We start from the raw sequence: 26,111 nt of genomic DNA on the forward strand, positions 1-26,111 counted from the left end.
CACATTATTTAATTAATATCATACAGCATGCAATTACTTAAAAAAAGAATTCTGCAAGACGGAAAGTGCTACGAAGGAGGTATCCTGAAAGTAGACGGTTTTATTAATCATCAAATGGACCCTGTCCTGATGAAATCAATCGGAGTTGAGTTTGTCCGCCGTTTTGCAGCCACAAACGTAAATAAGATTATGACGATCGAAGCCAGCGGCATCGCTCCTGCTATCATGACAGGCTACTTGATGGATTTACCAGTTGTATTTGCAAAGAAAAAGTCTCCTAAAACCATCCAGAATGCACTAAGCACCACCGTGCACTCATTCACCAAAGACCGTGATTATGAAGTCGTTATCAGTGCAGATTTTCTCACCCCGAACGACAATGTTCTTTTCGTGGATGACTTTCTCGCATATGGAAATGCCGCATTAGGCATTATTGACCTCATCAAGCAATCCGGAGCAAATCTGGTAGGAATGGGCTTCATTATTGAAAAAGCCTTCCAAAATGGCCGTAAAATGCTCGAGGAACAAGGTGTCAGAGTAGAAAGTCTGGCCATCATTGAAGACTTATCCAACTGCTGTATTAAAATCAAAGACGAGTAGATTGATTGGGGTTGAAATACTGCCCCTTATCTTTCGTCCTTTTTCCATATTGCACCGCATGCTGCGGACAAACATGATAACATGCCAGGCATGAGGTGCAATCCATTCCCCAAACAGGCCTTCCGTCCACAACTTTAACATTCTCCACCGGACAAATCTTCTCACAACGCTTGCACCCAATACAAGCATCGGTAGCATAAAAATGCTTGGGAGACATCTGAAAACGATTAAACAACGGATTTATAATCCTCGTCTTGATAAAAGGCATACTCCCTTCATGACAGAGAAACATCTCTTCCCTCTTACTTATCAAAGCATTTATTTTACTGACAGTCGAAACAGCCTCCGCTAGTTTTTTCTCTTCCAACTCTTTATTATCCACGTCAAAACCGGGAAGCAAGACATAATTATTAGGCATAGTCACCGAAAAACCAGCGTGACATTCCCAACCTTTATTCTTCAATGCCTTCGCCAGTACTTGCTGGGTAAGCCCGGTATCATCACCACAGGAACAAACAAAAAACAAATATTGTCCTTTATATCCCCTTAAAGAGAGCTGTCGAACAAAGTTCAATACTATTTCAGGAGGTCCCCACGAATAGATAGGAAATACAAAGCCGATCTTTTCATCTGCCTGCAAACTTAACTCCAATGCTCCATTCTTTAGCGCATCGGGAATAAAAACCAACTCTTCTTTTTGCTCTTTGGAAAGCTGATTTGCAATCCACTTAGAATTACCTGTACCGGAGAAATAAAATATCATAGAAAAGTATATAAAAAAGCCGCATCGACGATGTGATGAAACTCTGATAGAACAAGATTTGAGCGCTCGCCCTCTTTGTAATCCACCGGCTTAAAGCTGTCCCGAAGGATGTGGCCCGCCATTGAAGAACGAAGCTTTCTCGGTGCATCAGATTAATTTGAAGAGTTTCCCGATCCAGTCGATACGGCTAATATTTTTGTATCACAAATGTAATAAGAATCTATGAGACTAACAAGAAAAAAAAGGAATTTGTTTACCTACTAACATTTTTTTCACTCCCTTTTATCCGCCTAACAAAAGAAAAGTGTCAGTTACTAGCCTAGTAACTGACACTTTGTAACTCGTAAACTATTGATGCTTAAGCAGCTTTAGCCTTAGCAACTACAGCTTTGAAAGCTTCCGGGTGATTCATAGCTAAATCAGCCAAAACCTTACGGTTTATTTCAATACCGGCTTTGTGCAGACCGCCCATCAATTTAGAATAAGACATTCCTTCAAGACGTGCAGCAGCGTTGATACGTTGTATCCAAAGAGCGCGGAAGTTTCTTTTCTTATTTCTACGGTCACGGAACGCGTAAGTCAAACCCTTTTCCCAAGTGTTTTTAGCTACGGTCCATACATTCTTTCTTGCACCAAAGTAACCTCTGGTCAATTTCAAAATTTTCTTTCTTCTTGCTTTTGAAGCAACATGATTTACTGATCTTGGCATAGTTTTACTTTTTTTGAATGTTAGCGCCGCTACTTCACGCAGCGAACTTCAAGCTAATGCATTCGGTTAATACTTTAATAATACTTTTACGCTTTTGATTACTTCATTGCTAAGAGTTCCTTAACCTGGCTTACATTTGTTGTATCAACAGTTGTAGAGTAGCACAGATTTCTTTTTCTCTTCTTGGATTTCTTAGTCAAAATGTGACTGTGAAAAGCGTGCTTTCTTTTGATTTTACCTGTTCCGGTAAGGGTAAACCTTTTTTTAGAACCGGAGTTAGTCTTCATCTTTGGCATCTTACTTGTTTTTAAATTATTAAATATATAATGGCAACGCACTATACCTGCGCGTTACGCATCCTTTTCTTATTCTTCGCTCGTTTCCGGCTTCTCTGCTTTTTGTGCAGGAGCAGCAGGTTTCGGTGCTCCGGCCGTTGCAGGCTTTTTAGGAGCTTCTTTCTTCTTCGGAGAAAGCTGTATAGTCATACGCTTACCTTCCAGTATCGGCATCTGATCTACTTTAGCATAGTCTTCCAAATCATTCGCAAAACGAAGCAACAATACTTCACCTTGTTCCTTAAAAAGGATAGAACGACCTTTAAAGAATACATAAGCCTTCACCTTATCACCGTCTTCCAAGAATCCTTTAGCATGCTTCAACTTAAAGTTGTAATCATGGTCATCTGTCTGGGGACCAAAACGAATCTCCTTCACATTAACCTTCACCTGCTTCGCTTTCTGTTCCTTCTGACGTTTCTTTAATTGATAAAGAAATTTAGAATAATCAATAATACGACAAACAGGGGGTTGAGCATTAGGAGAAATTTCCACTAAATCCAATTCTTTTTCTTCAGCCATTTTCAGAGCCTGAAAGATTGGATATACTTTCGGTTCAATATCATCGCTTACTATGCGAACTTCCTTGGCACGAATCTGTTCATTGATTCTGTATTGCCCTTTTAGAGTGTCATTCTTCATTAAAAACGTTTACTTCCTGGTTTGATCTTTTTATTGTTATACTAAATATTTTATTCTGAAACGGCTGCAAAGTTACCATTTATTTATCATATTCTGAACTTCTTCGTTCAAAATTTTAGCAAATTCTTCAAATTTCATGGTTCCTTTGTCACCTTCGCCTTGTCTACGAACAGAAACTTCACCATTTTCAGCTTCTTTTTCACCGACAATCAGCATATAAGGAATGCGTTTCATTTCATTATCACGAATCTTACGACCGATCTTCTCGTTACGATCATCTACAATCGCACGGATTTCGTGTATTTTCAGATACATCTTCACCTGCTCTGCATATTCATTGAACTTCTCACTGATCGGCAGAATAACTACCTGTTCCGGTGTCAGCCACAATGGGAATCTACCGGCAGTGTGCTCAATCAATACGGCAACAAAACGTTCCATTGATCCGAACGGAGCGCGGTGAATCATCACCGGACGGTGCTTCTGATTATCAGAGCCCATATACTCAAGTTCAAAGCGTTCCGGCAAGTTGTAGTCAACCTGAATTGTACCCAGCTGCCAACGACGACCAATAGCGTCTTTCACCATAAAGTCGAGCTTAGGACCATAAAAAGCAGCTTCTCCATACTCAATCTTAGCAGGCAAGCCCTTCTCCGCACAAGCCTCGATAATAGCCTGTTCCGCTTTTTCCCAGTTATCATCGCTACCAATATACTTTTCACGGTTCACCTTATCACGCAAAGATATCTGTGCTTCAAAATTCTGGAAATCCATAGAACGGAACACAATAGATATAATATCCATCACACGAAGGAACTCATCTTTCACCTGTTCCGGACGACAGAAGATATGCGCATCATCCTGCGTAAAACTACGAACACGAGTTAAACCATGTAACTCTCCACTTTGTTCATAACGACAAACCGTACCAAATTCAGCTATACGCAACGGAAGGTCTTTATAAGAACGTGGGAAGTTCTTGTAAATCTCACAGTGGTGAGGACAGTTCATTGGTTTCAAGAAATACTCTTCCCCCTCTTCCGGAGTATGGATAGGTTGGAAGGCATCCTTGCCATATTTTGCATAGTGGCCTGAAGTCACATACAGCAACTTATTACCGATTGGCGGAGTAATCACCTCCTGATAATCGTAACGCGTCTGGATACGACGCAAGAACTCCTGCAGACGCAAACGCAATGCAGTACCTTTCGGCAACCACATAGGAAGCCCCTTCCCTACAGTTTCGGAGAACATAAACAACTGCATCTCCTTACCGATCTTACGATGGTCACGCTTCTTCGCTTCTTCCAACAACACCAGATACTCATCCAGCATTTTCTTCTTCGGGAACGTGATACCATAAATACGGGTCAACATCTTACGGTCTTCATGACCACGCCAGTAAGCACCAGCCACAGAAGTTAATTTAATAGCCTTGATCGGAGCAGTCGTCATCAAGTGAGGACCACGGCAAAGGTCAGTAAACGCACCCTGTGTATAAGTCGTAATGTGTCCGTCTTCCAGTTCGGAAATCAATTCACATTTATATGTTTCGCCACGATCACCAAACATTTTCAAAGCATCCGTTTTTGCGATGCTTTTTCTGACTACGTCTTCTTTCTTTGCAGCCAGTTCCAACATTTTAGCTTCAATGGCAGGAAGGTCGCTTTCTTTTATTACCGCCTCACCCGGATCCACATCATAGTAGAATCCGTTTTCAATAGCCGGTCCGATACCAAACTGGATACCCGGATAAAGTTCCTGCAAAGCTTCCGCCAACAAGTGTGCACTTGTATGCCAGAATGCATGCTTACCTTCTTCATCATCCCATTTATAAAGAACAAAATTAGCATCTTCATTAATAGGACGTCCTAAATCATAAGTCTCGCCGTTCACGCCACATGCCAGCACTTCCTGTGCCAGACGCGAGCTGATACTTTCAGCAATCTGTAAACCGTTCACTCCTTCGTTATACTCACGAACGGAGCCATCGGGAAATGTTATCTTTATCATAATATGATGATGTTATATTTTCATAATTTGAACGCAAAAGTAACTAAATCTTTTGAGTTTTCTGTTTTTTATCAAAAAAATGTTATTCCGATTGATCCGTAAAACGTTTGATAACATTATAAGCGGAAACAATCCCCAACTCACCGGCTTTACTCAAATCTGAAATACCCAGCTTATTATTTCCTAAGAAAATATGAGTCAGTCCACGGTTGAAATAAGCATCCGCAAAATCAGGATTCAGCTCAATCGCCTTATCGTAGTCGATAATTGCGGCACGGTAATCTTTCAACATGGCAGAAACATTAGCACGATTATAATATGCGTATACAAAGTCCGGAGCCAGATTAATCACCTTATCCAAGTCTTTTCTGACCACTTCATAATCTACCGCAGTAATCTCTTTACGCTTATTATCACCCGGAACAACATCTGTTTCGACAGCTTGTTCAGCCTTCTGATATTCCAACTGTTTACAACGGATCAGTGCACGCATAAAATATGCCGGGAAGAAATCACCATCCAGCAAGATCGTCTGGGTCAAATCGGAAACCGCACTCGAGAAATCCTGCACCAGATAAAAATCAATCGCACGGGCAAAACGTTTCGAAGCATTCTTATCATCTTCCACAATCGCCGATGTATGCGTATCAATCAAGGCAAAATGAACTTTCACCTGTTCTTCCGTCAACGGAGCTTCCATATTTGTGATACGAAGACGTTTCGGAAGTATACCTGTACGGTTCATGTCTTCAATATATTTGTGGAAGTTCACCGAACGCTTCACGTCACTCATCTTCTCATAATAAGTCAAAGCGAACATCGGTTCCAGCGTTATATTTACGTTCTTATCCTGCACACGACCACGATAATCACTTGTATAGCGTTGTTCGGCTTCAGAATCATCCGCAATCACTATCTTACGATAGTTATTCATATTCTTATCGGATTTCTTACGGGTCTTCTCTCCGCCTTCCTCCTCATTTTCCTTATCCTTGTTCTGCGCTACATCTTTATTCGTCACACCATTCTGCTTGTCGATCTGCGCCTTCATGACCTTAAACTCGTCCTGCTCCGCACCCTTCTTATCTCCAATCTTTCTGCGAGCTTCCGAACGCTGATAATATCCGGCCAGGAAGTTCGGATACTGATTGATAACGGTGGTGTAATCTTGTATAGCTCCGCGATAATCACCCGTTTGCGCACGAAGCAAACCACGGTTAAAGACAGCCATCATATTATCCGGTTCCATCTTGATGACAAAGTCGAAGTCTTCGATAGCCCGGTTATCATCTCCTACCTGTGCACGTAACAATCCGCGGTTATAATGACCGATAAAGTTATTCGGGTCAATATCCAATGCCAGATCATAATCGCTCATGGCCCCTCTTAAATTATTCTGATGAAAGCGTGCCAATGCACGGTTTATATAATTTCCTGCATTCTTAGCACTCAACGGAATAGCACGGTTGAAATCCGCTTCTGCTTCCGCATACTTAGCCTGCTGTAATTTAACAATCGCTCTTGCAGCCCAAGCATCCGGATCATATTTATCCAGTTCAAGCGCCTTATTGAAGTCATTCAAGGCAGCAATTGTATCTTTCTGTTGCAAAGACACTTCCCCCCTCATCAAATAAGCACGGGTATAGCGTGGAGACACCTTCAACAAGCTTTCCAAATCCTCTTTCGCAGAATTATAATCCTTCTTCTGGATATGAGATAATGTCAGGTTATGCCATAAGGTAATATTCTCCGGATCATAATGCAATGCTTTCTTATAATCCTCAATCGCCCCATCAAATTTACTCTGACGAATCCTTGCCAAACCACGAATCTGATAAGCACCCACCACAAACGGATTGCGTTGGATAGCTGCATCACAGTCCGCTTCAGCACCCTGAAAATCCTCCAGATTCAGTTTGGCCAATGCCCTGAAGAAATAAGGTTCATACAGATAAGGCTTAGCGTTAATGACCTGGTTAAAGTACTGAATAGAAAGCACATAGTCCTCAAAATAAAGAGCATTTCGGGCAATAGTCATCACCCGATCCGTATTTATTTGAGCACACACCAGCGTTGGGAACAGTAATAAAACTGTTAAGATTCTTTTTACCATTGATATTTTATGCTTGTAAACGAAGCAAAAATAATGCTTTTCGCTTACTTAACAGGGATATAAACGTTTTTTATCTTTATTTCACCTGTTTCATCTTATATGAACTGCGCGCTTTTCCCTTCAACATCGTATTCAGCTTTCCTTTAATCATCTGCTTACGAAGCGGTGAGATATGGTCGATGAACATCTTACCATCCAAATGATCGAACTCATGTTGCATCACCCGAGCCAGATAACCTTCCACCTCTTCCTCATGCTCCACAAAATTCTCGTCCATATATTTCACGCGAATTTTATTACCTCTTTTCACTGTTTCATGAATACCGGGAAGGCTTAAGCATCCCTCTTCCATATTCACTTCTTCCCCCCCAACTTCCAATATGTGGGGATTGATATAAGCCTTATTGAAGTCTTTAAATTCAGGATATTCCTCCGAAAGCGGATCCAATGTAATCGTGACCACGCGAATAGGCAAACCGATCTGTGGAGCAGCCAATCCTACGCCGTCCGCATGTACCATTGTTTCGAACATGTTCTCAATCAACTCTTTCAGATTCGGATAATCCGGTGTTATGTCCTCTGCAACCTTTCTCAATACAGGTTGACCATATACATAAATAGGTAAAATCATATTTTTATACTCTACTAAAAAATTAAGTTATTCTTATGTTCTATACTAAAAACGTTTACTCTCCAAATATGTTTGCAAAATAATAGTAGCACTTATCTCGTCCACCAATGCTTTATTTTGCCGGTCCTTTTTCTTCAAGCCGGCCTCCAGCATGGTACGGTGTGCAAGAACAGAAGTGAAGCGTTCGTCCACATATTCGACCGGAAGGTCCGGATAGCGTTTTTTCAGCGAACGAACAAAAGGCTCTATATTCTTCATATTCTCCGAAACCTCATTATTCATTTGCTTGGGCAATCCAATAATAATCCGCTCCACCGGTTCTTTAGCTATATATTCACCGATAAAGTTCAGAAGTTCATGCGTGGGCACCGTTGTCAATCCGTTTGCGATCAACTGCATTGTATCGCTCACAGCTATTCCGGTACGCTTTCTTCCATAATCTATTGCTACTATTCTGCTCATGGGGTACAAAAATACAAAAAAGACGCTTCCCATGAAAGGAAACGTCTCTTTTATTCTATTATTTCAAATGTATATTATTCTTCAACAATAGCTACACGGCTCAACTTAGCATCATCATAGAACATGTTGCCTACGCCACCCTTGTAATCAACCTTCAATTGAGAAGCAGGAACACCAAATTCATTAACCATCAGGTCACGAACAGCTTCAGCTCTCTTCTTACTCAACTTCATGTTGTATTCAGCAGAACCAGTACCCTTATCAGCATATCCTGTTACAGTAAATACTTTATCAGTTGCTTTGATACCCTTAGCCATAGCTTCGATATTCATGTATTCTCTCTTGCTGATGTTGCTCTTTCCGATATTGAATACAACAACCAGACGTGGAACGAATCCAGCTTCTTTCTTAACGATCACTTCCGGTTTCTTGTTACGAGCTTCAACCAAGTCACGTTTCAAAGATTCGTTTTCACCCTTCAGGGCGTTCACTCTGTCTCTCATGTCGTTCAACTGGCTTTCCGGAACCATTGGTACAGTAGGAACAGCATCCCAACCACGTTTCTTAAACTTGTAAGTAACACCTACAGTCAGACCGGCCAATCCTTCAGGACCTGAATTGCCGAATGCGCCTTTCATCAAAAGTCCGCGCAATTCAACGTTGAGATCCAAAGCAGAAGACAGGCGGAAACGGTTGATCAAACCGGCATTGATACCCAATTCGTCATAACCCGAACCTTTTCCTGAATGAACAAATCCAGCTCCTACATAAGGAATGAATGAATACAGACGATCTTCTCTATAACCACAAATCATATTGGAAAGATTCAGCATTACATCTCCATGGAAGTTCATCACATTCCATTTTTCTTTGTAGTAGCCATTAGAATACTGTCCTCCGTCTACAAGCGGACCATTAGCATCAGGAGTAGCACCTTTAGCCTGAAGACCGTTATAAGCAACACGTAATCCGATACCCGGAGTAAACCACTTACCTACAGCAATGTCAAGTGCCGGAGCAAGACGTTTTCCGAAGTCAGCTTTACCATCATTGTCGCCAAAATACATTTGTGCGCCAACGCCACCACTAATAAACCAGTTAGCACCAAAGCGATTCGTTTCCACTCTATAACTCTTTGCTGCATTTTCTTTTTCTTGTGCAGGCAGACATACAGAGACTGCTGCCAATAAAATAAACAATAAACCCTTTTTCATCTCAATTTATTTTAGTAAATAATATATTTCAATTGTCTTACAGGATAGAAGCACAACCCAAATGCTCTACACCTGACTAAGAGACAATAAACATCATCCTTCTTTCTAAATTTAGTGCAAATATAGATATTTAATATAACACAAACAAAAAAACACGTAAATTTTCATTCATCCATAGTTTTTTATAGAACGATAAAAGTGTCATATAACACCAGGAGGCATCTGAAGGCATTTATAATAGAAGAATTAAAACAAAAAAAAATAGTCAATGATAAATTATATCACTGACTATTTCCATTCTTCAACTATATACCTTATTAATATACCAGTTTCACATTGTCAATCCATAGCGTATTTCCCGGAGAACCAATATAGGCTCCTCCATGACTGGACGTGAACTGAAGACACATATGAGTCGGAACATCATTTTCATCTCCCCAGGCCACCTCATGAATAGGCACACTTTCACCTTTGCTGTTCACCGTATAGTTTTCGGTCACTTGCAGACGCATCATATGAGACTTATATTCCGGACGGTTCGTTATGTCACCATACATAATCTCATAGGTTGCATTATTTTTCCAATCCGTAGAATGATAGTAATAAGTCACCATTGTCCCTATCCGTTTCGCATACACATTACCATTGGCATCCTCCCAGCGTTTTTGCAAAAACAGGATAGCTGCCGGATAATCTTTTCCGGGAACATCCGTAATCTTGCTGAAACCGGTAGCACGAATACGATTCTCCCGGTCAGACATCTTCACTTTGTAATCAAACTGAAGGGCAACCGGTTTCTTTGTAAACGGAATGCCGGTCTGCAACATTTTCTGCGGATTTTTAGTACCCTTAATCGGCTCATGCACCGAACCAGTGAAAATAGAACCGGCCGCCAGTACTGTGATATTAACCAATCCCATCACTTTCACACTTTCCATGCGCGTATCCAAACGTGCACAATATCCATCCCCCCGTTTCTCCGGGAATACCGAAGTATTAGTTTTCGTTATACCGGCAACCTTCGCCATTACATTTGAAGTGCCCCAAGGCGATCCGCCCATATTCTTATAAACCTGATCTCCCTTAATCACCGTCGTCGGCCCTATCGCATATACATTCTTTGTATTTCCACCAATAATGCTCGACTCCTTTATCTGACGGTCCACCCATTGATCCATGTCCCCAAAAGGAAGCATTTCAACTTTATGTTGCGCCATCAAAGACAAGGAAGAAATAAATGCAACGAAACCTGTCATCAACAGGCGATGAACGTTTTTCTGAATCATCAATACTTTTCCTTTCTTTTTCTTCTTATAAATTATAATCCCATTGTTTCAAAGCAAAATCCCAGTTCTCTTCTACCAAACGAATCGTACGGTCGTCATATTTATACTTATTCTTCTTATATCCCTTCTTTCCGCCCACATATTTTTCTATATCACTACGTGCTTCGGCAAATCCGGGGATAGAAAGAGACTGATAAATATTCTCCGTCATTCCCATCGCATCCGCTTCGAAATCTTCAAACTTCACTTCCATCAAGTTACCTTCCGGAATAAATTTCTTATCCGATTCATACTTATGATAAAGCTTGGCATAAATAGAAAGGATATTTTCCTCTAATTGTTCATTGCTGACATCCTGCAATTTCAGCGGCTGAATCGTATTTGTAAAGAAACTGCGTGTAGATTCGAATACAGTATACGGATTACGCATCAGGTAGATAAACTTAGCATTCGGGAACATTTTCACCAGTTCCTTCACCCTGCCGGTATGCGGAGGATTCTTGCTAAGGAATTGAGTACCATGGGTATTCCACAAAGAGATCTTAATCAACTTCGTAAACACCTCTTCAAACACTCTCAATTCAGCATCCGTTATATCATCAAATAAAAGATATTTATCAGCATATTCCTGTTGATATTTCGGCAAAAACCAGAAATTATAATATGTATAAGGCATCATGTTCGACAAAGCAAACTCCTCCTCCTGGGGAAGATCCACTGCCAGCTCCATATTATCCGTCGGACGCTTATCCGGCATCAGCCAACTCATATTCTTTTTGAAGAAAGGCTGTCCCCACATCATCAGATGAGGAAATACAGTCTGATAAGTAGTGTTATACCCAAAATGCTTGTCACAAGAGAACACATTATGTACAAATGTAGTTCCACTCCGCCAGTGTCCCAAAATGAACACCGGATCATGCTCCAATGGCTGACCAGCCAGCAACTTCTCATAACGCCTGTCTTGTAATGACGCCAATGGAGAAAGCAATCGGCACACAGCCTTCGTCAATCGGTATTTACCTTTGTAGGCTGCGTCAATTTCACGACCGGCGGTGATAGCCTTGAATGTCTTCCAGTCGGCACCTACCAATGTATTAATCGGAAGTTTATTAAATTCGAGTAATCCCACTTTATTAATTAGAAATTAAAAATCAAAAATTAAAGACGACAGGATACTGTCATTTTCAGTTTTCAATTTATTGTTGAACAATCTATTTTATTAGTCGCACTGCAAGACCCTGGCGTTCCAGTTCCTTCACAGCTTTTTCTACCGCTTCGTAATGTTCCGGAGCAATTCCCAGTTTTACCATATCCAATACCGGAATACCCTCCGTGTCACTCATATCTTTCATTTCCACACGGTCGATAATCATACCTACTGCCGAAGTATTATTAGTGATCGGGTCAATCAGGATAAATGAGCCACAAGATTTATTCTTCTTATAAGGATCAAAAAACAATTCCTTAGCCGTAGTCAGCACCACACGGGCAATCTGATTCAACTGCAAAGGCAGCGTTTCTTTAGTCAGCTGACCATTCTCCAGAGACAGATGCTCCATGGTATTCACGTCCACCTTATATTTTATCGTATCAATTCGCGTACGGCTCAAATTGGTAGTCTGTTTGATAAAGAACGACTTATTTACATCCATCGGTTCTTCATCCATCCAGACCATCATAGCATCAAAGTTACGATCCACCGTCGGCAGATTATCAGGATGCACCAACATTTCGCCGCGCGACACGTCGATCTCATCCTCCAAAGTCAAAGTCACAGACTGCGGTGGGAAAGCGTAATCCAATTCCCCGTCATAAGTCACGATACTCTTCACCTTAGACGTTTTTCCGGAAGGAAGTGCCATCACCGTATCCCCCTTGCGAACGATACCGGATGCAATTTTACCACAGAATCCTCTGAAATCCAGATTCGGACGAAGCACATACTGAACCGGGAAACGGAAATCCGTAAAATTATGGTCATTATCAATCTGAACCGTTTCAAGGAAATCGAGCAAAGAAATCCCCTTGTACCATGGAGTACGTTCAGATTTATCCACCACATTATCCCCATCCAATGCAGAAAGTGGAATGCAGTTGACGTCAGGAATACCTAATGGAGCAACAAACTTCTTATAGTCAGCCACAATCTCGTTAAAACGCTCTTCCGAGAAATCCACCAGGTCCATCTTATTGACAGCCAATACCACATGCTTGATTCCCAGCAAAGATACCAGGAAAGTGTGGCGACGAGTCTGGGTTATCACTCCGGTACGGGCATCCACCAGAATAATAGCCAAGTTAGCCGTAGATCCTCCGGTAATCATATTGCGGGTATATTGCTCGTGTCCCGGAGTATCCGCGATGATAAACTTACGGCCATTCGTTGAGAAATAGCGATAAGCAACATCAATCGTAATCCCCTGTTCACGTTCAGCCTTCAATCCATCGAGCAATAACGCATAGTCAATATGCTCACCTGCATTTCCCACCCGTTTGCTATCACGCTCCAACGCATCCAACTGATCCTCGTACAGTTTCTTACTATCAAACAACAAGCGTCCGATCAACGTTGATTTTCCATCATCTACCGAACCCGCAGTCAACAGTCTCAACAAGTCTTTCTGTTCATCCTTGTCCAGAAAAGCTTTTATATCTAATTTATTATCTGCCATTACTTCTTAAATTAAAAATTGAGAATTGAAAATTGAGAATTAAAAACTACACACTATTATTTTTTAATTTTTAATTCTCAATTCTCAATTTCCTAAAAGTATCCTTCACGTTTCTTTTGTTCCATGCTACCCTCCTGGTCAAAGTCAATCACACGGGTAGTACGTTCACTCTTCGTTGTAGTCATCATTTCCTCCACAATCTCTTCAATCGTAGCAGCTCCACTTTCCACCGCCCCTGTCAGAGGCCAGCAGCCCAATGTACGAAAACGAACCATCTTCATTTCAATCTGGTCACGGTACTTTTCAGGCAAACGGTCATCATCCGCCATAATAATATTACCATCCAAATTAATCACCGGACGCTCCTTAGCATAATATAGCGGAACGATCGGAATATTCTCCAAACGGATATACTGCCAAATATCCAACTCAGTCCAGTTGCTAATCGGGAATACACGGATACTTTCCCCCTTATGCACGCGGGCATTATAAATATCCCACAATTCAGGACGCTGATTTTTCGGGTCCCATTGGTGAAACTTATCCCGGAAAGAGAAAATACGTTCCTTCGCACGTGACTTCTCCTCGTCACGACGTGCACCACCAAATGCAGCATCAAACTTATACTTATCCAGCGCATGAAGCAAAGCCTGTGTCTTCATCAAGTCCGTATGCACCTTACTTCCATGCGTAAAAGGTCCTACCCCTGCATGAAAAGCCTCCATATTACTTTCAACGATCAGATTCCATCCATACTTCTTCGCATATTCATCACGAAACTGAATCATCTCCTTGAACTTCCATTTCGAATCGATATGCATCAACGGGAATGGCACTTTACCCGGATAAAACGCTTTTTCAGCCAAGCGTACCATCACCGAGGAATCCTTTCCGATACTGTAAAGCATCACCGGATTCTCAAATTCCGCCGCCACCTCGCGGATAATATGAATAGACTCGGCTTCGAGCTCCTTCAAGTGGCTTAATTTATATTCTTCCATATTTATTTCATTTTATACACTTCACTTTTGGCAAAACAAGCTCCAACAAACGGTTCACCGACTCCTCCAAAGTCAATTTGGAAGTATCCAGTGACAAAGCCGGATGTTCGGGAACCTCGAAAGGTGCGGAGATTCCTGTAAAATTCTGAATTTCCCCTTTCCGTGCCTTCGCATACAACCCTTTCACATCACGTTTCTCACATTCCTCCAGCGGAGTACTAACGAAAACCTCCAGAAAATCATCCTTACCAATAATGTTTGCAGCCATTTCGCGAATATCATTATTAGGGCTAATAAATGCAGCAATCGTAATGATACCGCTATCCAGAAACAACTTCGACACTTCCGCTATGCGACGGATATTTTCCACCCGGTCCGTTTCGGAGAATCCCAGGTTATTATTAATTCCACTACGGATATTATCCCCATCCAAGATACGGCAAAGCAATCCGCGCTTATGAAGTTCACGTTCCAATGCAATGGCAATCGTGCTCTTTCCGGAACCGCTTAATCCGGTAAACCAGATCATCACACTGTGTTGCCCCAAAAGCTCTTCTTTGTCCTGCCGCGTCATCATGCGGTCAAATATCGGATATATATGATTCTTTTCTTCCATTTACAAATTTATTTATTAAAAGTTCCAGATCAACGGGATCAGAATAATAGAGATTAAGAAAGTGATGATATTAAGCGGCAATCCGATACGTACAAAATCCGTAAACTTATAGTTACCGATACCTTGCACAATCAAATTAGTCTGATAACCAATCGGTGTCGAGAAGCTGGCAGATGCAGCCATACAGATCACCACAAAGAAAGGGGTAGGACTAACTCCCAATTGGGCAGCAATCGACAATGCCAACGGGAAAGCCAAGGCAGCAGCTGCATTATTCGTTATCAGTTCCGTAAACAAATTCGTAATGATAAACAACATTGCGAGCAACACATGCGGGCCATAATCATCGCTCAACCCGATAATAAACTTCGCAACGCTATCCGCCACACCGGAGTTCACCATCGCCTTACTGATGGCAAAAGCACAAGCAATAGTAATCAGAATATCCCACGAAATATATTTAGTATATTTACGGGCAGGGAACAGATTCGTCCATGCCATAATAATAGTAGTAATAGACACAAAGAAAAACATATCCAGCTTGATATCCGGAAACATCTCCTTAGTTACCGGAAGCTCACCCACCGTTGCGCCGACAATCATCAGAACCAGCAACAGCAAAGCAAACCAACGCTTCTTCTTCCCGGTAGTATCCGGCTCATTCCCGTTCGTCAACAAGACAAATACAGAAGATTCCCCCCATGTCGGGATAAACGTATCATCAGCCATCACAACCAATGTATCTCCTTCGTGAAGCACCACAGCCTCCAGATTCGACACAAAACGCTGTCCGTTACGTGTTTTAATCTCTTTTACCTCCGCACCGTAATGACGCTGGAAATTAAAATCCTTCAGTTTCTTATTGATACCGGGAAAACGGGCCCCCAAAACAGCCTCTACCCGATGTAACTTCTCCCCTTCCTCTACTTCCTCATCCGGCACAGCCGTATCCGGACGTGCATCCGGCAAAAGACGTTTGGAGAAAAGAAATATATAAACGATTCCGGCAATAGCGATAAAAATGCCCACCTTTCCGAGTTCGAACATCGAAAAGCCTTCAAATCCGGCCTCCAATATCATTCCATGCACCACCAGATTGGTAGAAGTACCGATCAAGGTACAGATACCTCCCAAAATAGTCACATAAGAAAGAGGAATCAGAAACTTCGTAGCCGGGAGATTCACCGACTTAGCCCAATGTTTGATAATCGGTGCAAAAATAACCACCACAGGCGTATTATTCAGAAAGGCGGAAATAAATGCCACCGAAGGTAAGATACGCAACTGTGCCTTAAATACGGTCGTCTTTCCTTGCGGAAGCAACTTTTTAATCACTTGTCCCAATGTGCCCGACTGGCGAATCCCCTCACTCACCAGAAACAGCAGAGCAACGGTAATCATCCCTTTATTACTAAACCCTTCCAGCATCTCTTTAGGAGTCAGGATGCCGGCACACAGAAACAAAACCACTACCGAAAAAAGTATCATGCCCGGACGCATCTTATCTGCTACCAAAGCCGCTACCATTCCTAATAGGGATAATAGTACAAATACAATTTCAAATGTCATATAAACATTATTTAGTGTTCTCTTTTTGGCTCAACGATAAACCACGGATTCAATAAATCCTCCTTATTATATCGTAGAGGTTCTTCCTCTCCAGCCTGATATACTTCCATCCCTGCAGCACGGGCTATCGCATGCCCGGCAGCCGTATCCCACTCCATCGTCGGAGCGAAACGCGGATATACATCAGCCTTACCTTCAGCAACCAGACAGATTTTAATAGAACTTCCGCTCGAAATCAACTCCACACTGCCGTGTTTCTTCTTCAAATCTGCAATATATGATTCAGTTTCAGGCGACAGGTGCGAACGGGAAGCAACCACGATCAAATGATCGTGCACCTCCTTCAAAGGTATCTGTTCCGACTTCCCAATCAGCTGTTCCAATGCCACGCCGTCATCTTCCAGACTGACAATACCGGAACATTTATAAGCCCCTGCACCTTCGATCCCGAAATAAAGTTCTTTTTTAACAGGCACATAAATAACACCGAACACAGGTACAGCGTTCTGCACCAAAGCGATATTTACCGTAAACTCTCCATTGCGCTTAATAAACTCCTTCGTTCCATCCAGCGGATCTACAATCCATAAAGTATCCCATCCTCGACGGATCTCATACCCTAAATGCTTCCCTTCTTCACTAAGAACAGGAAAAGGAGTATCGTTCAGAATAGCCACAATCGCTTCATGCGCTTTTCTGTCTGCTATAGTTAACGGAGAGTTGTCAGCCTTCCTCTCTATCTCAAAGTCCGATGCCGGATCATTATAAATAGAAAGAATCTTTTCACCCGCTTTTAGAGCCGCATCAATAGCAGCCATAACATATTTTTGTTCCATTCAATCTCTAAAATTAATGCCCTATTCACATTCAGGCAATACATCCTCCAAATTAAGAGTTGACAAAAGTAAAAACTTTCTTTGCTATAAAAGTTTCCCCACTATCATTTATAACTTCTTTTAGTAGAAAGATAAAAATATCTAAACGAAAAAGCCACTCATTTTCAATAAAAAAGCAGTAACTTCCCAGTTACCGCCTTCTTATTCGGAAAAAAACGTTCGTTCTTTCCAATATATATTACCAAAAAGAAATCAATATACACGATACAGCAACCAAGCACCCTGAAAATCCGAACGGTTCGGATATTTAGCCTTGAATGCATCGCGAGCTTCAGCAGCAGCAGCCTTGTCAGCAAAAGAGTTCACAATCACACGATACATTGCCTTATCAGCATTAAATGCAATCGTAGAGTGATATCCCTGTCCGTCCAACCAATCTTTCAGGCCTTCAGCATTCGCTTTCACCCCAAAGCTACCTGCCACAACGCTATAATCTTTCAATCCTTCGTTACCGGAAACCACTGTAACCTTTTCCTGACGAACGCCGGATGTATCTGCCACTTTAGTAGTTGTCACAGGAGCTGCAACCACCGGAGTAACCTCTACCGGAGCTTCCACCTGCGGTTCTGCCAATTCTTGCTGTTTTGCTTTTTCGTAAGCTTTCTTATAGGCACTTTCGCTGGATTTACAAGATGCAAATGCCAGCACCAAGCATACTCCCATTCCTAATACGACTAATTTTTTCATAATCCTATACTCTGTTTTAATTAATAATTCAATATTCTCGTCTATTATATTTAGTTTCGGGCAACAAAATAATAGAAATTTTATCATCCGGCAAAGAAATCCATCAAAAAAACGTCTATTCCGGCTTCTTCTTATACGAAATAGTGCCTGTAGCCTGATAAGTAGGCATCAAAAGTACCTCCGCAATCTGAATATGTGCAGGAGCCGACGCGGCAAAATAAACAGTTTCTGCAATATCATCTCCCGTCAACGGACGAATCCCTTTATAAAAATTATCGGCAGCCTCCTTATCTCCCCGATAACGCACCACTGTAAAGTTTGTCTCCACCATTCCCGGTTTTATATTCGTCACTCTCAACGGAGTGTCCACCAGATCGATCCGGAGCCCGTCCGAAAGAGCTTTCACGGCAGCTTTCGTTGCGCAATACACACTTCCACCCGGATAAGCGGCATCCCCCGCAATAGATCCTATATTAATAATATGTCCGCGTCCGCGTTCCACCATACCGGGCACCACCAAACGCGTCATAGCCAGCAGTCCTCTTATATTCGTATCGATCATGATATCCCATTCATCCAGGCTACCCTCGAATTCCTTATCCACACCGATCACCAGTCCGGCGTTGTTCACCAACACATCAATCGCCTTCCATTATTCGGGCAATGATTCCAAAGAGGCGGCAGCCAATTTCCGGTCACGCACATCAAAAGGCAATAAATAAACCCGGACACCATACCCCCCTTCCAGTTCAGCTTTCAGTTCTTCCAGTTTCGATACGGTACGGGCATTCAGAATCAGGTTCCATCCCTCCTTCGCAAATTTACGGGCACAACCTTCACCAATTCCGCTACTGGCACCGGTTATAAAAACAATCTTAGCTTCCATTATGTTTTGATTTACAATATTCGAAAGCAAAAGTACGCCTTAACCTTCAAAGGATAGCTACGAAAGTCAGTTAAATAAGATTAAACCATAAAAGAAAAAAAGAATTATAAAACGAGGCACTTTTTTTCAGTTTTCACGAACAACCTTTCGATAAAAATGTTATATTTGTTGTATCATAATCATTTTAAACATTATACATTATGAAAGGATTGAATGTTTTAGCAGCTTTTTTGGGTGGTGCAGCCGTAGGTGCAGCCCTTGGTATTTTATTTGCTCCTGAAAAGGGAGAAGATACCCGTCATAAAATCGCAGAGATTCTTCGTAAAAAAGGAATCAAGCTTAACCGCAGTGAAATGGAAACTCTCGTTGACGAGATCGCTGCCGAGATGAAGGGAGAAATAGCAGAATAAGTGAGTAACCAAAGACTAAAAACAGAGCGACCATGTTTGCAGACGATAAAAGTATTGAGAATTTTCAGCAGTTGTTTTTCGAGTTCAAGAAATATCTGGAGCTTCAAAAAGAATATACCAAATTAGAATTGACGGAGAAGTTAACCATACTTTTTTCCACGTTAATTATGATATTAGTACTTATTATCCTTGGCATGGTTGCCCTGTTTTATCTGCTTTTTGCTCTTGCTTATATATTGGAGCCTTTGGTGGGCGGTCTGATGTCGAGTTTCGCCATCATAGCAGGCATCAATGTTGTTCTCATCGCCCTGGTTATTATTTTCCGCAAGCAGCTCATCATTTCTCCAATGGTGAACTTCCTCGCTAATTTATTTTTAACCGATTCAAATAAATAAATTATGAATGCGCAGACCCCGCAGAAATTTACATTAGAAGAGATTGCCGAACGTAAAAAGAAGCTTTTAAATGAGATCCATGCTCAAAAAAAAGCCATGACAGCTACTACACGCGAAATATTTGCCCCACTTGCTCCGGCAACCAACAAGGCGGATGCACTCATGCGTTCGTTCAATACCGGTATGGCTGTATTTGATGGCGTAGTGATGGGAATCAAGATTATGCGGAAGATACGGGCGTATTTTAGGAATTTGAGATAAAAAGAGCTACTCTTCCACTATCCATTTTTCTATATTTCTTGTTTGCGAACTAAAGTTCACACCTACTTTAAAAAGCTTACGATTATCCGCTTCAAAAGGAAGTGAATAATGTTTTTCATTAATCTGCTTCAAGGCTTCTTCTGCCGTGCCATTCAGTTTAAATTCCATGACATATATAAATTTGTCCGTCTGCAAAACAAGGTCGATGCGTCCTTCGCTTGTATGATATTCCACTTTAGTATAAAAGCCTACGAGTTTGAAAACGATAAAAAGCACATTTTCGTAATGCAACTCCTGCTCGCGAATCACGTCATAGCCTGTATCTGCAAAGAAACTTTGCAAACGACGGAAGAAAGAGTTATAATCACCAGATTCAACTTCACGGACAAACTTCTGAATTTCAAACGGAGACTCCACCTTATTCACGTTCGCATAATAAGGAAGCAGGAAACGAACAAACCCCTCTTCCACTTCACGATTCGGAAAACCTAAACGATATATACCAAAACGTTCGTCATACCCCTTAATGGTGAGATATCCGCTCTGGTAAATCACCGGAATGGGATTACTAGATTCCGAGTCGATACTGTTCAACACCTGTTCATCTGTTTCCTCATGAGCCATCCGTTCCAAATCATAGTGATGCTTCTTCAACAAGTTCACCAGATAAGTGGGTGTCCCCGTCTCAAACCAGTAGCTGCCGAACTTCATCTTATCAAACGTGTTCAACAGACTGAAAGGGTTATAGATTCCTATAGTATGTTCCACAAAGTGATAGCCATCATAACATTCTTTCAATTCTGCACACACCTGCTCATAACTCATCTTCTGCTTTTCTGCCAACTGATGCAATTCCTCCTCCAGATTGTCATGTATTTCTTTCTCCGTAATACCGCAAATATCCACAAAGCGCTCATCCATTGAAATATCCTTCAAGTTATTCAAGTCACTGAATACGCTTACCTTGCCAAATTTTGTCACCCCGGTCAGCAACGCGAACTTGATACAACCGTCCATCGTCTTCAAAGCGCCGTAAAAAGGCTTCAATGTATCCCGGAATTGCTTCTGTAAGTCCTCATTGCCAATTGCCTGCAACATCGGCTTGTCATATTCATCCACCAGAATAACTACCCGTTGTCCGGTCTTTTCATAAGCGCGCTCTATAATACCGGCAAAGCGTAGAGAGAACGAACGTTCCGATGGTTCGGCACCATAAAGTTTTTCCCAAGCGGTCAACGATTTATCCAGAATATTATCCAGACTCTCCGGAACATCATACTTCTCAATATTAAGGTCGAGATGCAAAATTGGATGTTCTATCCAATCTTTTTCGAGCTTCTCCACCATCAGTCCAGCAAATAGTTCCTTCTTCCCTTGAAAATATGCTTCCAGGGTAGAGATCAGCAGACTCTTTCCAAAACGGCGCGGACGACTCAAAAAGTAATAACTCCCGGTCTTTACCATCTGATACATCAAGGCCGTTTTATCAACATAGAAATAACCGTCTTGACGGATTTTCTCGAAGTTCTGGATACCAATAGGATATATTTTATTGCTCATACATGTACAACCTTTTAATTATGGTGCATACAAATATACTGCTTTCATTCTATAACACAAAGCTAGCAATGATTTTAATTCTATGATAGAAGAAACTTTGGGGTGAATTATATTCGGATGCAGAAGGTACGGACATATTTTAGAAATTTGAAATAAAAAATCATTTAGTCAATCGCTTGATTGGATACTTTCAAATCGTCTATGATTTGTTATAGCACATCTTTTAACTTCGGCAAATCATGTTTTATCACGTCATAAACAATTTCAGCATCTAAATCATAATGGTGTGCAACTATATCCCTCATTCCCATTACACCTTTCCAATCCATCTCTGGATACAATGATTCTATTATCTGACTTTTACACATAAATTCCATCTTTATTGATACACCCCCTCAATAATTCATCCATATTATTTCGCAACCGAACCACATCAACTGGACATTTCAATAGTTTTTCCAATTCTTCTTTAATATGAACTAAAGTAAAGATAGAAGGTCTATCAATTTCAACACAAATATCGACATCACTACCTTCATGTTGTTCACCACGAGCAACGGAACCAAATATCCCCATGCGAGAAATACCATATTTAGCAGCATTCTTTCGCATATACTCACGAAGCAAAGATAAATATTCTACAGTAGTCAACATAATAAATTGCTTTGATCTATACTACAAAGAAATGCATTTTCTTTCAAAAACACAATAGATAATCAATAAAAAACATTCTAATTCTTTCTATTATACAAAACTAGAAATCTGAATATTATCTTTAATCAATAAACATGCTATTAAAAAGTAATATATCAACGATCTTCACAGACAGTTGATATATTTAGAATACATATCAGCATTTGCCAATATGAGGGGACAGATCAGGAATATACCGCTGTATTTTTTCCCAACCTGCAGAATGTAGGGGATTCATGTGTGTAGCATGAAGTTAGGGACCTACATATTTCGTTATTATTATATGCTATTTATATAAATCCTCTCCATACAGAAATGGAGATTCAAAATCTTTCAATAGTGGATGCTTAGTGTCCTTCTCACTTAAGATAGCCTTGCCTGTAGGAATTCTCCAACAAATTCCAAGTGATTCATCTAATATGCTGATGCCTCCATCATGCTGTGGAGCATAAAAGTTATCACATTTATATTGAAACACTGCTATTTCACTCAATACTGTAAAACCATGAGCAAAGCCACGAGGAATAAAGAATTGGCGATGATTTTCCCCTGTCAACTCTACCGCTACATGCTGACCATAGGTAGGTGAACCCTTGCGGATATCAACAGCCACATCCAGCACTGCACCCTTTACGCAACGTACCAACTTACTTTGGCTGTAAGGCATAGTTTGAAAATGCAGCCCCCTCATTACTCCATACGAGGACATACTTTCATTATCCTGTACAAACTTAATAGGACGTACCTTTTCATCAAATTCCCTTTGTGAAAACGATTCGAAGAAATACCCCCTGTCATCCTTAAAAAGACGCGGTTCAATAATCACCACCCCTTCAATATTTGTCTTAATAACTTCCATACAGATACTTATCTATTCTTATACATATCCTCGTAGTAGCTCTCATAGGCACCACTGGTGATATTATCCATCCACTCCTGATTATCCAGATACCACTGTACTGTTTTCTCAATCCCCTCTTCAAACTGCAGACTAGGTTCCCAACCCAGTTCATTCTTCAGTTTCGTAGAGTCAATGGCGTAGCGTAAGTCGTGTCCCATACGGTCCATTACATAAGTGATCAATCCCTCGCTATGCCCTTCAGGGTTACCCAGTAATCGGTCCACAGTCTTAATAATCACATGAATAATGTCTATGTTCTTCCACTCGTTAAAGCCACCGATGTTATATGTATCCGCAATCTTACCATTATGAAAAATCACATCTATAGCCCTTGCATGATCTACCACATAGAGCCAGTCACGCACATTCTCTCCCTTACCATATACCGGTAACGGTTTGCGATGACGAATATTGTTAATAAACAATGGAATTAGCTTTTCGGGAAACTGATAAGGTCCATAGTTGTTCGAACAGTTAGTCACAATAGTCGGCATACCATAAGTATCATGAAAAGCGCGTACAAAGTGGTCGCTACCTGCTTTCGAAGCCGAGTAGGGTGAGTGTGGGTTATACTTTGTTGTCTCTTTGAAAAACTCATCGCCATATACTTCGTGTGCTGATATTTCTGATGACTTTCCTTCCGGATGCGTTAGTTCCAATGTTCCATACACCTCATCTGTTGAAATATGATAGAAACGCTTACCCTCATAGCCTTCCGGAAGATACTCCCAAGTTAACCTAGCAGCTTGTAATAAAGAGAGAGTTCCAAGAACATTAGTACGAGCAAAAGTAAACGGATCTCTGATACTACGATCCACGTGACTTTCGGCAGCTAAATGAATGACCCCATCTATATGATACTGTTTGAAAATTTTCAGCATCATCTCAAAGTCACAAATATCCGCTTTCACAAAAGTGTAGTTTGGTTTATTCTCTACATCTTTTAAGTTAGCCATATTTCCCGCATAAGTCAACTTGTCCAGATTGATAATATGATAATCAGGATACTTGTTCACAAACAAACGCACCACATGGCTGCCTATAAATCCGGCACCACCGGTAATGATAATATTTCTTTTACTCATAAGTTACTCTTTCCTGTACGTTCCACTTCCTCTACCACCTGCAACAAATACTGCCCATATTGGTTCTTCAGCATCGGTTGGGCCAACTCACTCATCTTGTCGGCATCAATCCATCCTTGTCTAAAAGCTATACCTTCCAAGCAAGCCACTTTTAGTCCCTGCCGTTTTTCAATCACCTCAATAAAGGTCGATGCTTCACTCAATGAGTCGTGTGTACCCGTATCCAACCAAGCGAAACCACGTCCCAATGTCTGTACTTTCAACTCACTATCCTCCAAAAATCGCTGGTTCACAGTGGTAATCTCCAATTCCCCACGAGCTGACGGTTTGATGTGCTTCGCTACATCTACCACCCTATTAGGATAGAAATAAAGCCCTACTACCGCATAATTCGATTTTGGCTGTACAGGTTTTTCTTCAATGCTTAGGCAATTACCCTCGTCATCAAACTCCGCAACACCATAGCGTTCCGGATCACTTACCCAATAACCAAACACGGTAGCTTTTTGCTCCTTTTCTGCCATGTACACCGCCTCCTTCAACATGCTACTAAAACCATTGCCATGAAAGATGTTATCACCTAGTACCAAACAGACCGAATCACTACCAATAAAATCCTCACCAATAATAAAAGCCTGCGCCAATCCATCAGGTGACGGTTGTTCCGCATACTCAAACCTCACACCATAGTCACTGCCATTACCTAACAAACGTTTAAATCCCGGCAAGTCATGTGGAGTAGAGATAATCAATATCTCACGAATACCCGCCAACATCAAAACCGAAATAGGATAATAAATCATCGGTTTATCAAAAATAGGAATCAGCTGTTTGCTAATACCCTTGGTAATAGGATACAAACGCGTACCGCTACCACCAGCTAAAACAATACCTTTCATATCATTGCATAATTCTATATCTCTTTACAAATATTCCATAAGAACAGTACATTACCAATCAAGTATCTACGCCACATTCGTTTAGGCTCTTTTAGCAGTCGATAAAACCATTCCAACGAATGCTGTTGCCACCATAATGGAGCCCGTTCGGTAGTACCTGCGTAAAAGTCAAACACCGCCCCTACAGTACCCACATGACAATGAATGTTCAATTTTTGCCAATTGCTGTAAATCCATTTTTCTTGTTTGGGAGCCGTCATGCCAATCCATAAAAGATCTGGATTTGCCCTATTAATAGCCGCCACAATAGCCTCATTATCTTCCTGTGAAAATTCCGGTTTATAAGGAGGTGAATAAGTCACCACTTCCAAGTTCGGATAGTCTACTGCTGCTCGTTGCTTTATCAATGCCAACACTTTCTCTGAACTACCCATAAACATACATCGCCCGCCTTTCTCGTTAAGACGATTCATTTCAAAAACAAAAAGATCCCAACCGGCTATTCGTTCCCGTGGTTGGCTTTGCATCTTTAACCATTTACAAACCTTCACGATGCTTGCTCCGTCAGGAATAAGAACATCCCCTTTCATTAATGCTTTGGCAAAGAGTGGATCCTTCAGAGCAGTGTTATACGAGTGTGCATTAATCGTGTTTATTAGCAACTTACCTTGCGGCAATGCTTTAAGTTGATTTATACTCTCCATAATAGAGAGTTCTTTTAACTTAATCATATTAAATTAAAAATTTAGAGGATTAATTTCATTCACTTATCTCGCGGAAATTATTTCTTAGCTCTCATCAAAACCCAT

At 41.2% G+C, this 26,111-nt stretch carries 28 protein-coding genes and 1 pseudogene; 4 read left to right on the plus strand and 25 right to left on the minus strand.

Annotated elements, in window-relative coordinates; translation table 11 throughout:
* Window positions 1-27 precede the first annotated feature (27 nt).
* Window positions 28-600, plus strand: coding sequence for a xanthine phosphoribosyltransferase (gene xpt / locus AAHJ11_RS02075; protein WP_008999223.1), 573 nt, complete (start codon window positions 28-30; stop codon window positions 598-600).
* Here the strand turns inward: xpt and AAHJ11_RS02080 are convergent.
* The 18 genes and pseudogenes from AAHJ11_RS02080 to AAHJ11_RS02165 all read right to left on the minus strand — a co-directional run bounded on the left by AAHJ11_RS02080 (window position 587) and on the right by AAHJ11_RS02165 (window position 19,098).
* Window positions 587-1,363 carry an EFR1 family ferrodoxin gene (locus AAHJ11_RS02080; protein ID WP_413579001.1) on the minus strand — a complete coding sequence of 259 codons (777 nt, stop codon included), beginning with the start codon at window positions 1,361-1,363 and terminating at the stop codon, window positions 587-589. The two genes, xpt and AAHJ11_RS02080, sit on opposite strands and share 14 nt — an antisense overlap.
* Before the next feature lie 358 nt (window positions 1,364-1,721).
* Window positions 1,722-2,072 carry a 50S ribosomal protein L20 gene (rplT, locus tag AAHJ11_RS02085; protein WP_004297540.1) on the minus strand — a complete coding sequence of 117 codons (351 nt, stop codon included), beginning with the start codon at window positions 2,070-2,072 and terminating at the stop codon, window positions 1,722-1,724.
* A gap of 98 nt (window positions 2,073-2,170) precedes the next feature.
* The gene (gene rpmI, locus AAHJ11_RS02090) at window positions 2,171-2,368 is read right to left on the minus strand and encodes a 50S ribosomal protein L35 (protein WP_004297539.1); all 198 of its coding nucleotides are present in this window, start codon (window positions 2,366-2,368) and stop codon (window positions 2,171-2,173) included.
* A gap of 69 nt (window positions 2,369-2,437) precedes the next feature.
* Complete coding sequence (gene infC, locus AAHJ11_RS02095) at window positions 2,438-3,049, minus strand: translation initiation factor IF-3 (protein WP_004307244.1); 612 nt, start codon at window positions 3,047-3,049, stop codon at window positions 2,438-2,440.
* Window positions 3,050-3,121: 72 nt separating this feature from the next.
* Window positions 3,122-5,062 carry a threonine--tRNA ligase gene (gene thrS / locus AAHJ11_RS02100; protein WP_195650686.1) on the minus strand — a complete coding sequence of 647 codons (1,941 nt, stop codon included), beginning with the start codon at window positions 5,060-5,062 and terminating at the stop codon, window positions 3,122-3,124.
* Between the two features lie 82 nt (window positions 5,063-5,144).
* Window positions 5,145-7,175 carry a tetratricopeptide repeat protein gene (locus AAHJ11_RS02105; protein ID WP_148366344.1) on the minus strand — a complete coding sequence of 677 codons (2,031 nt, stop codon included), beginning with the start codon at window positions 7,173-7,175 and terminating at the stop codon, window positions 5,145-5,147.
* 76 nt (window positions 7,176-7,251) lie between these two features.
* Entirely contained in the window at window positions 7,252-7,806 is a 555-nt protein-coding gene (gene def / locus AAHJ11_RS02110; RefSeq protein WP_074559540.1) for a peptide deformylase, read from the minus strand.
* Between the two features lie 45 nt (window positions 7,807-7,851).
* Window positions 7,852-8,268 (minus strand): Holliday junction resolvase RuvX, encoded by a 417-nt coding sequence (ruvX, locus tag AAHJ11_RS02115; RefSeq protein ID WP_004307247.1) that lies wholly within the window; start codon window positions 8,266-8,268, stop codon window positions 7,852-7,854.
* Between the two features lie 74 nt (window positions 8,269-8,342).
* Window positions 8,343-9,482: an OmpA family protein gene (locus AAHJ11_RS02120; protein WP_167511826.1), complete on the minus strand. Its 1,140-nt coding sequence runs from the start codon at window positions 9,480-9,482 to the stop codon at window positions 8,343-8,345.
* A 317-nt stretch (window positions 9,483-9,799) separates the two neighbouring features.
* Entirely contained in the window at window positions 9,800-10,768 is a 969-nt protein-coding gene (locus AAHJ11_RS02125; RefSeq protein ID WP_148366342.1) for a PCMD domain-containing protein, read from the minus strand.
* A 25-nt stretch (window positions 10,769-10,793) separates the two neighbouring features.
* The gene (locus tag AAHJ11_RS02130) at window positions 10,794-11,900 is read right to left on the minus strand and encodes a sulfotransferase (protein ID WP_320974638.1); all 1,107 of its coding nucleotides are present in this window, start codon (window positions 11,898-11,900) and stop codon (window positions 10,794-10,796) included.
* A gap of 82 nt (window positions 11,901-11,982) precedes the next feature.
* The gene (cysN, locus tag AAHJ11_RS02135) at window positions 11,983-13,443 is read right to left on the minus strand and encodes a sulfate adenylyltransferase subunit CysN (RefSeq protein WP_099147257.1); all 1,461 of its coding nucleotides are present in this window, start codon (window positions 13,441-13,443) and stop codon (window positions 11,983-11,985) included.
* Window positions 13,444-13,535: 92 nt separating this feature from the next.
* Window positions 13,536-14,444 carry a sulfate adenylyltransferase subunit CysD gene (gene cysD / locus AAHJ11_RS02140; RefSeq protein ID WP_004297523.1) on the minus strand — a complete coding sequence of 303 codons (909 nt, stop codon included), beginning with the start codon at window positions 14,442-14,444 and terminating at the stop codon, window positions 13,536-13,538.
* Between the two features lie 7 nt (window positions 14,445-14,451).
* Window positions 14,452-15,060, minus strand: a complete 609-nt coding sequence (gene cysC, locus AAHJ11_RS02145) for an adenylyl-sulfate kinase (protein WP_004297522.1) — start codon at window positions 15,058-15,060, stop codon at window positions 14,452-14,454.
* Between the two features lie 15 nt (window positions 15,061-15,075).
* Complete coding sequence (locus AAHJ11_RS02150) at window positions 15,076-16,629, minus strand: SLC13 family permease (protein WP_320982970.1); 1,554 nt, start codon at window positions 16,627-16,629, stop codon at window positions 15,076-15,078.
* Between the two features lie 11 nt (window positions 16,630-16,640).
* A complete protein-coding gene (gene cysQ / locus AAHJ11_RS02155) occupies window positions 16,641-17,465 on the minus strand; it encodes a 3'(2'),5'-bisphosphate nucleotidase CysQ (protein ID WP_167511825.1) in 825 nt (274 codons plus the stop codon).
* Window positions 17,466-17,717: 252 nt separating this feature from the next.
* On the minus strand, window positions 17,718-18,212 hold the full coding sequence (locus AAHJ11_RS02160; RefSeq protein ID WP_004307254.1) for an SPOR domain-containing protein: 495 nt from the start codon (window positions 18,210-18,212) through the stop codon (window positions 17,718-17,720).
* 115 nt (window positions 18,213-18,327) lie between these two features.
* Window positions 18,328-19,098, minus strand: a pseudogene (locus AAHJ11_RS02165) (SDR family oxidoreductase).
* Window positions 19,099-19,298: 200 nt separating this feature from the next.
* Between AAHJ11_RS02165 and AAHJ11_RS02170 the strand changes: the two are divergent.
* From AAHJ11_RS02170 to AAHJ11_RS02180, 3 genes are read left to right on the plus strand one after another with little or no spacing between them, the layout of a single operon-like run.
* A complete protein-coding gene (locus AAHJ11_RS02170) occupies window positions 19,299-19,508 on the plus strand; it encodes a YtxH domain-containing protein (RefSeq protein ID WP_004297513.1) in 210 nt (69 codons plus the stop codon).
* Window positions 19,509-19,540: 32 nt separating this feature from the next.
* On the plus strand, window positions 19,541-19,903 hold the full coding sequence (locus AAHJ11_RS02175) for a phage holin family protein (protein ID WP_004297511.1): 363 nt from the start codon (window positions 19,541-19,543) through the stop codon (window positions 19,901-19,903).
* Window positions 19,904-19,906: 3 nt separating this feature from the next.
* Window positions 19,907-20,164, plus strand: coding sequence for a hypothetical protein (locus AAHJ11_RS02180; protein ID WP_004297510.1), 258 nt, complete (start codon window positions 19,907-19,909; stop codon window positions 20,162-20,164).
* Between the two features lie 6 nt (window positions 20,165-20,170).
* On the opposite strand, the gene AAHJ11_RS02185 is transcribed toward AAHJ11_RS02180, so the two are convergent.
* The 7 genes from AAHJ11_RS02185 to AAHJ11_RS02215 form a co-directional block, all read right to left on the minus strand.
* A complete protein-coding gene (locus tag AAHJ11_RS02185; protein WP_074559530.1) occupies window positions 20,171-21,724 on the minus strand; it encodes an ATP-binding protein in 1,554 nt (517 codons plus the stop codon).
* 209 nt (window positions 21,725-21,933) lie between these two features.
* A complete protein-coding gene (locus AAHJ11_RS02190) occupies window positions 21,934-22,101 on the minus strand; it encodes a DUF86 domain-containing protein (RefSeq protein ID WP_148366334.1) in 168 nt (55 codons plus the stop codon).
* Window positions 22,085-22,378, minus strand: a complete 294-nt coding sequence (locus AAHJ11_RS02195) for a nucleotidyltransferase family protein (RefSeq protein ID WP_148366332.1) — start codon at window positions 22,376-22,378, stop codon at window positions 22,085-22,087. Before AAHJ11_RS02195 ends, AAHJ11_RS02190 begins: the two co-directional genes overlap by 17 nt.
* Before the next feature lie 325 nt (window positions 22,379-22,703).
* Entirely contained in the window at window positions 22,704-23,276 is a 573-nt protein-coding gene (gene rfbC, locus AAHJ11_RS02200; protein WP_148366330.1) for a dTDP-4-dehydrorhamnose 3,5-epimerase, read from the minus strand.
* An 8-nt stretch (window positions 23,277-23,284) separates the two neighbouring features.
* Window positions 23,285-24,403: a dTDP-glucose 4,6-dehydratase gene (gene rfbB / locus AAHJ11_RS02205; RefSeq protein WP_217722792.1), complete on the minus strand. Its 1,119-nt coding sequence runs from the start codon at window positions 24,401-24,403 to the stop codon at window positions 23,285-23,287.
* Window positions 24,400-25,302: a glucose-1-phosphate thymidylyltransferase RfbA gene (rfbA, locus tag AAHJ11_RS02210; RefSeq protein WP_217722794.1), complete on the minus strand. Its 903-nt coding sequence runs from the start codon at window positions 25,300-25,302 to the stop codon at window positions 24,400-24,402. The genes rfbB and rfbA overlap by 4 nt, the downstream gene beginning before the upstream one ends.
* 14 nt (window positions 25,303-25,316) lie before the next feature.
* Entirely contained in the window at window positions 25,317-26,033 is a 717-nt protein-coding gene (locus AAHJ11_RS02215) for a WecB/TagA/CpsF family glycosyltransferase (RefSeq protein ID WP_320982971.1), read from the minus strand.
* Window positions 26,034-26,111: the final 78 nt, after the last annotated feature.

Origin of the sequence: Bacteroides sp. 90-K9/2 (assembly GCF_047310725.1) — a bacterium.
Lineage (GTDB): Bacteria > Bacteroidota > Bacteroidia > Bacteroidales > Bacteroidaceae > Bacteroides > Bacteroides vicugnae.

What these genes read in the sequence shown, in the direction of transcription:
- xpt (WP_008999223.1), top strand. Translation starts at nt 28, where the DNA reads ATGCAATTACTTAAAAAAAGAATTCTGCAAGACGGAAAGTGCTACGAA.
- AAHJ11_RS02080 (WP_413579001.1), bottom strand. Translation starts at nt 1,363, where the DNA reads ATGATATTTTATTTCTCCGGTACAGGTAATTCTAAGTGGATTGCAAAT.
- rplT (WP_004297540.1), bottom strand. Translation starts at nt 2,072, where the DNA reads ATGCCAAGATCAGTAAATCATGTTGCTTCAAAAGCAAGAAGAAAGAAA.
- rpmI (WP_004297539.1), bottom strand. Translation starts at nt 2,368, where the DNA reads ATGCCAAAGATGAAGACTAACTCCGGTTCTAAAAAAAGGTTTACCCTT.
- infC (WP_004307244.1), bottom strand. Translation starts at nt 3,049, where the DNA reads ATGAAGAATGACACTCTAAAAGGGCAATACAGAATCAATGAACAGATT.
- thrS (WP_195650686.1), bottom strand. Translation starts at nt 5,062, where the DNA reads ATGATAAAGATAACATTTCCCGATGGCTCCGTTCGTGAGTATAACGAA.
- AAHJ11_RS02105 (WP_148366344.1), bottom strand. Translation starts at nt 7,175, where the DNA reads ATGGTAAAAAGAATCTTAACAGTTTTATTACTGTTCCCAACGCTGGTG.
- def (WP_074559540.1), bottom strand. Translation starts at nt 7,806, where the DNA reads ATGATTTTACCTATTTATGTATATGGTCAACCTGTATTGAGAAAGGTT.
- ruvX (WP_004307247.1), bottom strand. Translation starts at nt 8,268, where the DNA reads ATGAGCAGAATAGTAGCAATAGATTATGGAAGAAAGCGTACCGGAATA.
- AAHJ11_RS02120 (WP_167511826.1), bottom strand. Translation starts at nt 9,482, where the DNA reads ATGAAAAAGGGTTTATTGTTTATTTTATTGGCAGCAGTCTCTGTATGT.
- AAHJ11_RS02125 (WP_148366342.1), bottom strand. Translation starts at nt 10,768, where the DNA reads ATGATTCAGAAAAACGTTCATCGCCTGTTGATGACAGGTTTCGTTGCA.
- cysN (WP_099147257.1), bottom strand. Translation starts at nt 13,443, where the DNA reads ATGGCAGATAATAAATTAGATATAAAAGCTTTTCTGGACAAGGATGAA.
- cysD (WP_004297523.1), bottom strand. Translation starts at nt 14,444, where the DNA reads ATGGAAGAATATAAATTAAGCCACTTGAAGGAGCTCGAAGCCGAGTCT.
- cysC (WP_004297522.1), bottom strand. Translation starts at nt 15,060, where the DNA reads ATGGAAGAAAAGAATCATATATATCCGATATTTGACCGCATGATGACG.
- AAHJ11_RS02150 (WP_320982970.1), bottom strand. Translation starts at nt 16,629, where the DNA reads ATGACATTTGAAATTGTATTTGTACTATTATCCCTATTAGGAATGGTA.
- cysQ (WP_167511825.1), bottom strand. Translation starts at nt 17,465, where the DNA reads ATGGAACAAAAATATGTTATGGCTGCTATTGATGCGGCTCTAAAAGCG.
- AAHJ11_RS02160 (WP_004307254.1), bottom strand. Translation starts at nt 18,212, where the DNA reads ATGAAAAAATTAGTCGTATTAGGAATGGGAGTATGCTTGGTGCTGGCA.
- AAHJ11_RS02170 (WP_004297513.1), top strand. Translation starts at nt 19,299, where the DNA reads ATGAAAGGATTGAATGTTTTAGCAGCTTTTTTGGGTGGTGCAGCCGTA.
- AAHJ11_RS02175 (WP_004297511.1), top strand. Translation starts at nt 19,541, where the DNA reads ATGTTTGCAGACGATAAAAGTATTGAGAATTTTCAGCAGTTGTTTTTC.
- AAHJ11_RS02180 (WP_004297510.1), top strand. Translation starts at nt 19,907, where the DNA reads ATGAATGCGCAGACCCCGCAGAAATTTACATTAGAAGAGATTGCCGAA.
- AAHJ11_RS02185 (WP_074559530.1), bottom strand. Translation starts at nt 21,724, where the DNA reads ATGAGCAATAAAATATATCCTATTGGTATCCAGAACTTCGAGAAAATC.
- AAHJ11_RS02190 (WP_148366334.1), bottom strand. Translation starts at nt 22,101, where the DNA reads ATGGAATTTATGTGTAAAAGTCAGATAATAGAATCATTGTATCCAGAG.
- AAHJ11_RS02195 (WP_148366332.1), bottom strand. Translation starts at nt 22,378, where the DNA reads ATGTTGACTACTGTAGAATATTTATCTTTGCTTCGTGAGTATATGCGA.
- rfbC (WP_148366330.1), bottom strand. Translation starts at nt 23,276, where the DNA reads ATGGAAGTTATTAAGACAAATATTGAAGGGGTGGTGATTATTGAACCG.
- rfbB (WP_217722792.1), bottom strand. Translation starts at nt 24,403, where the DNA reads ATGAGTAAAAGAAATATTATCATTACCGGTGGTGCCGGATTTATAGGC.
- rfbA (WP_217722794.1), bottom strand. Translation starts at nt 25,302, where the DNA reads ATGAAAGGTATTGTTTTAGCTGGTGGTAGCGGTACGCGTTTGTATCCT.
- AAHJ11_RS02215 (WP_320982971.1), bottom strand. Translation starts at nt 26,033, where the DNA reads ATGATTAAGTTAAAAGAACTCTCTATTATGGAGAGTATAAATCAACTT.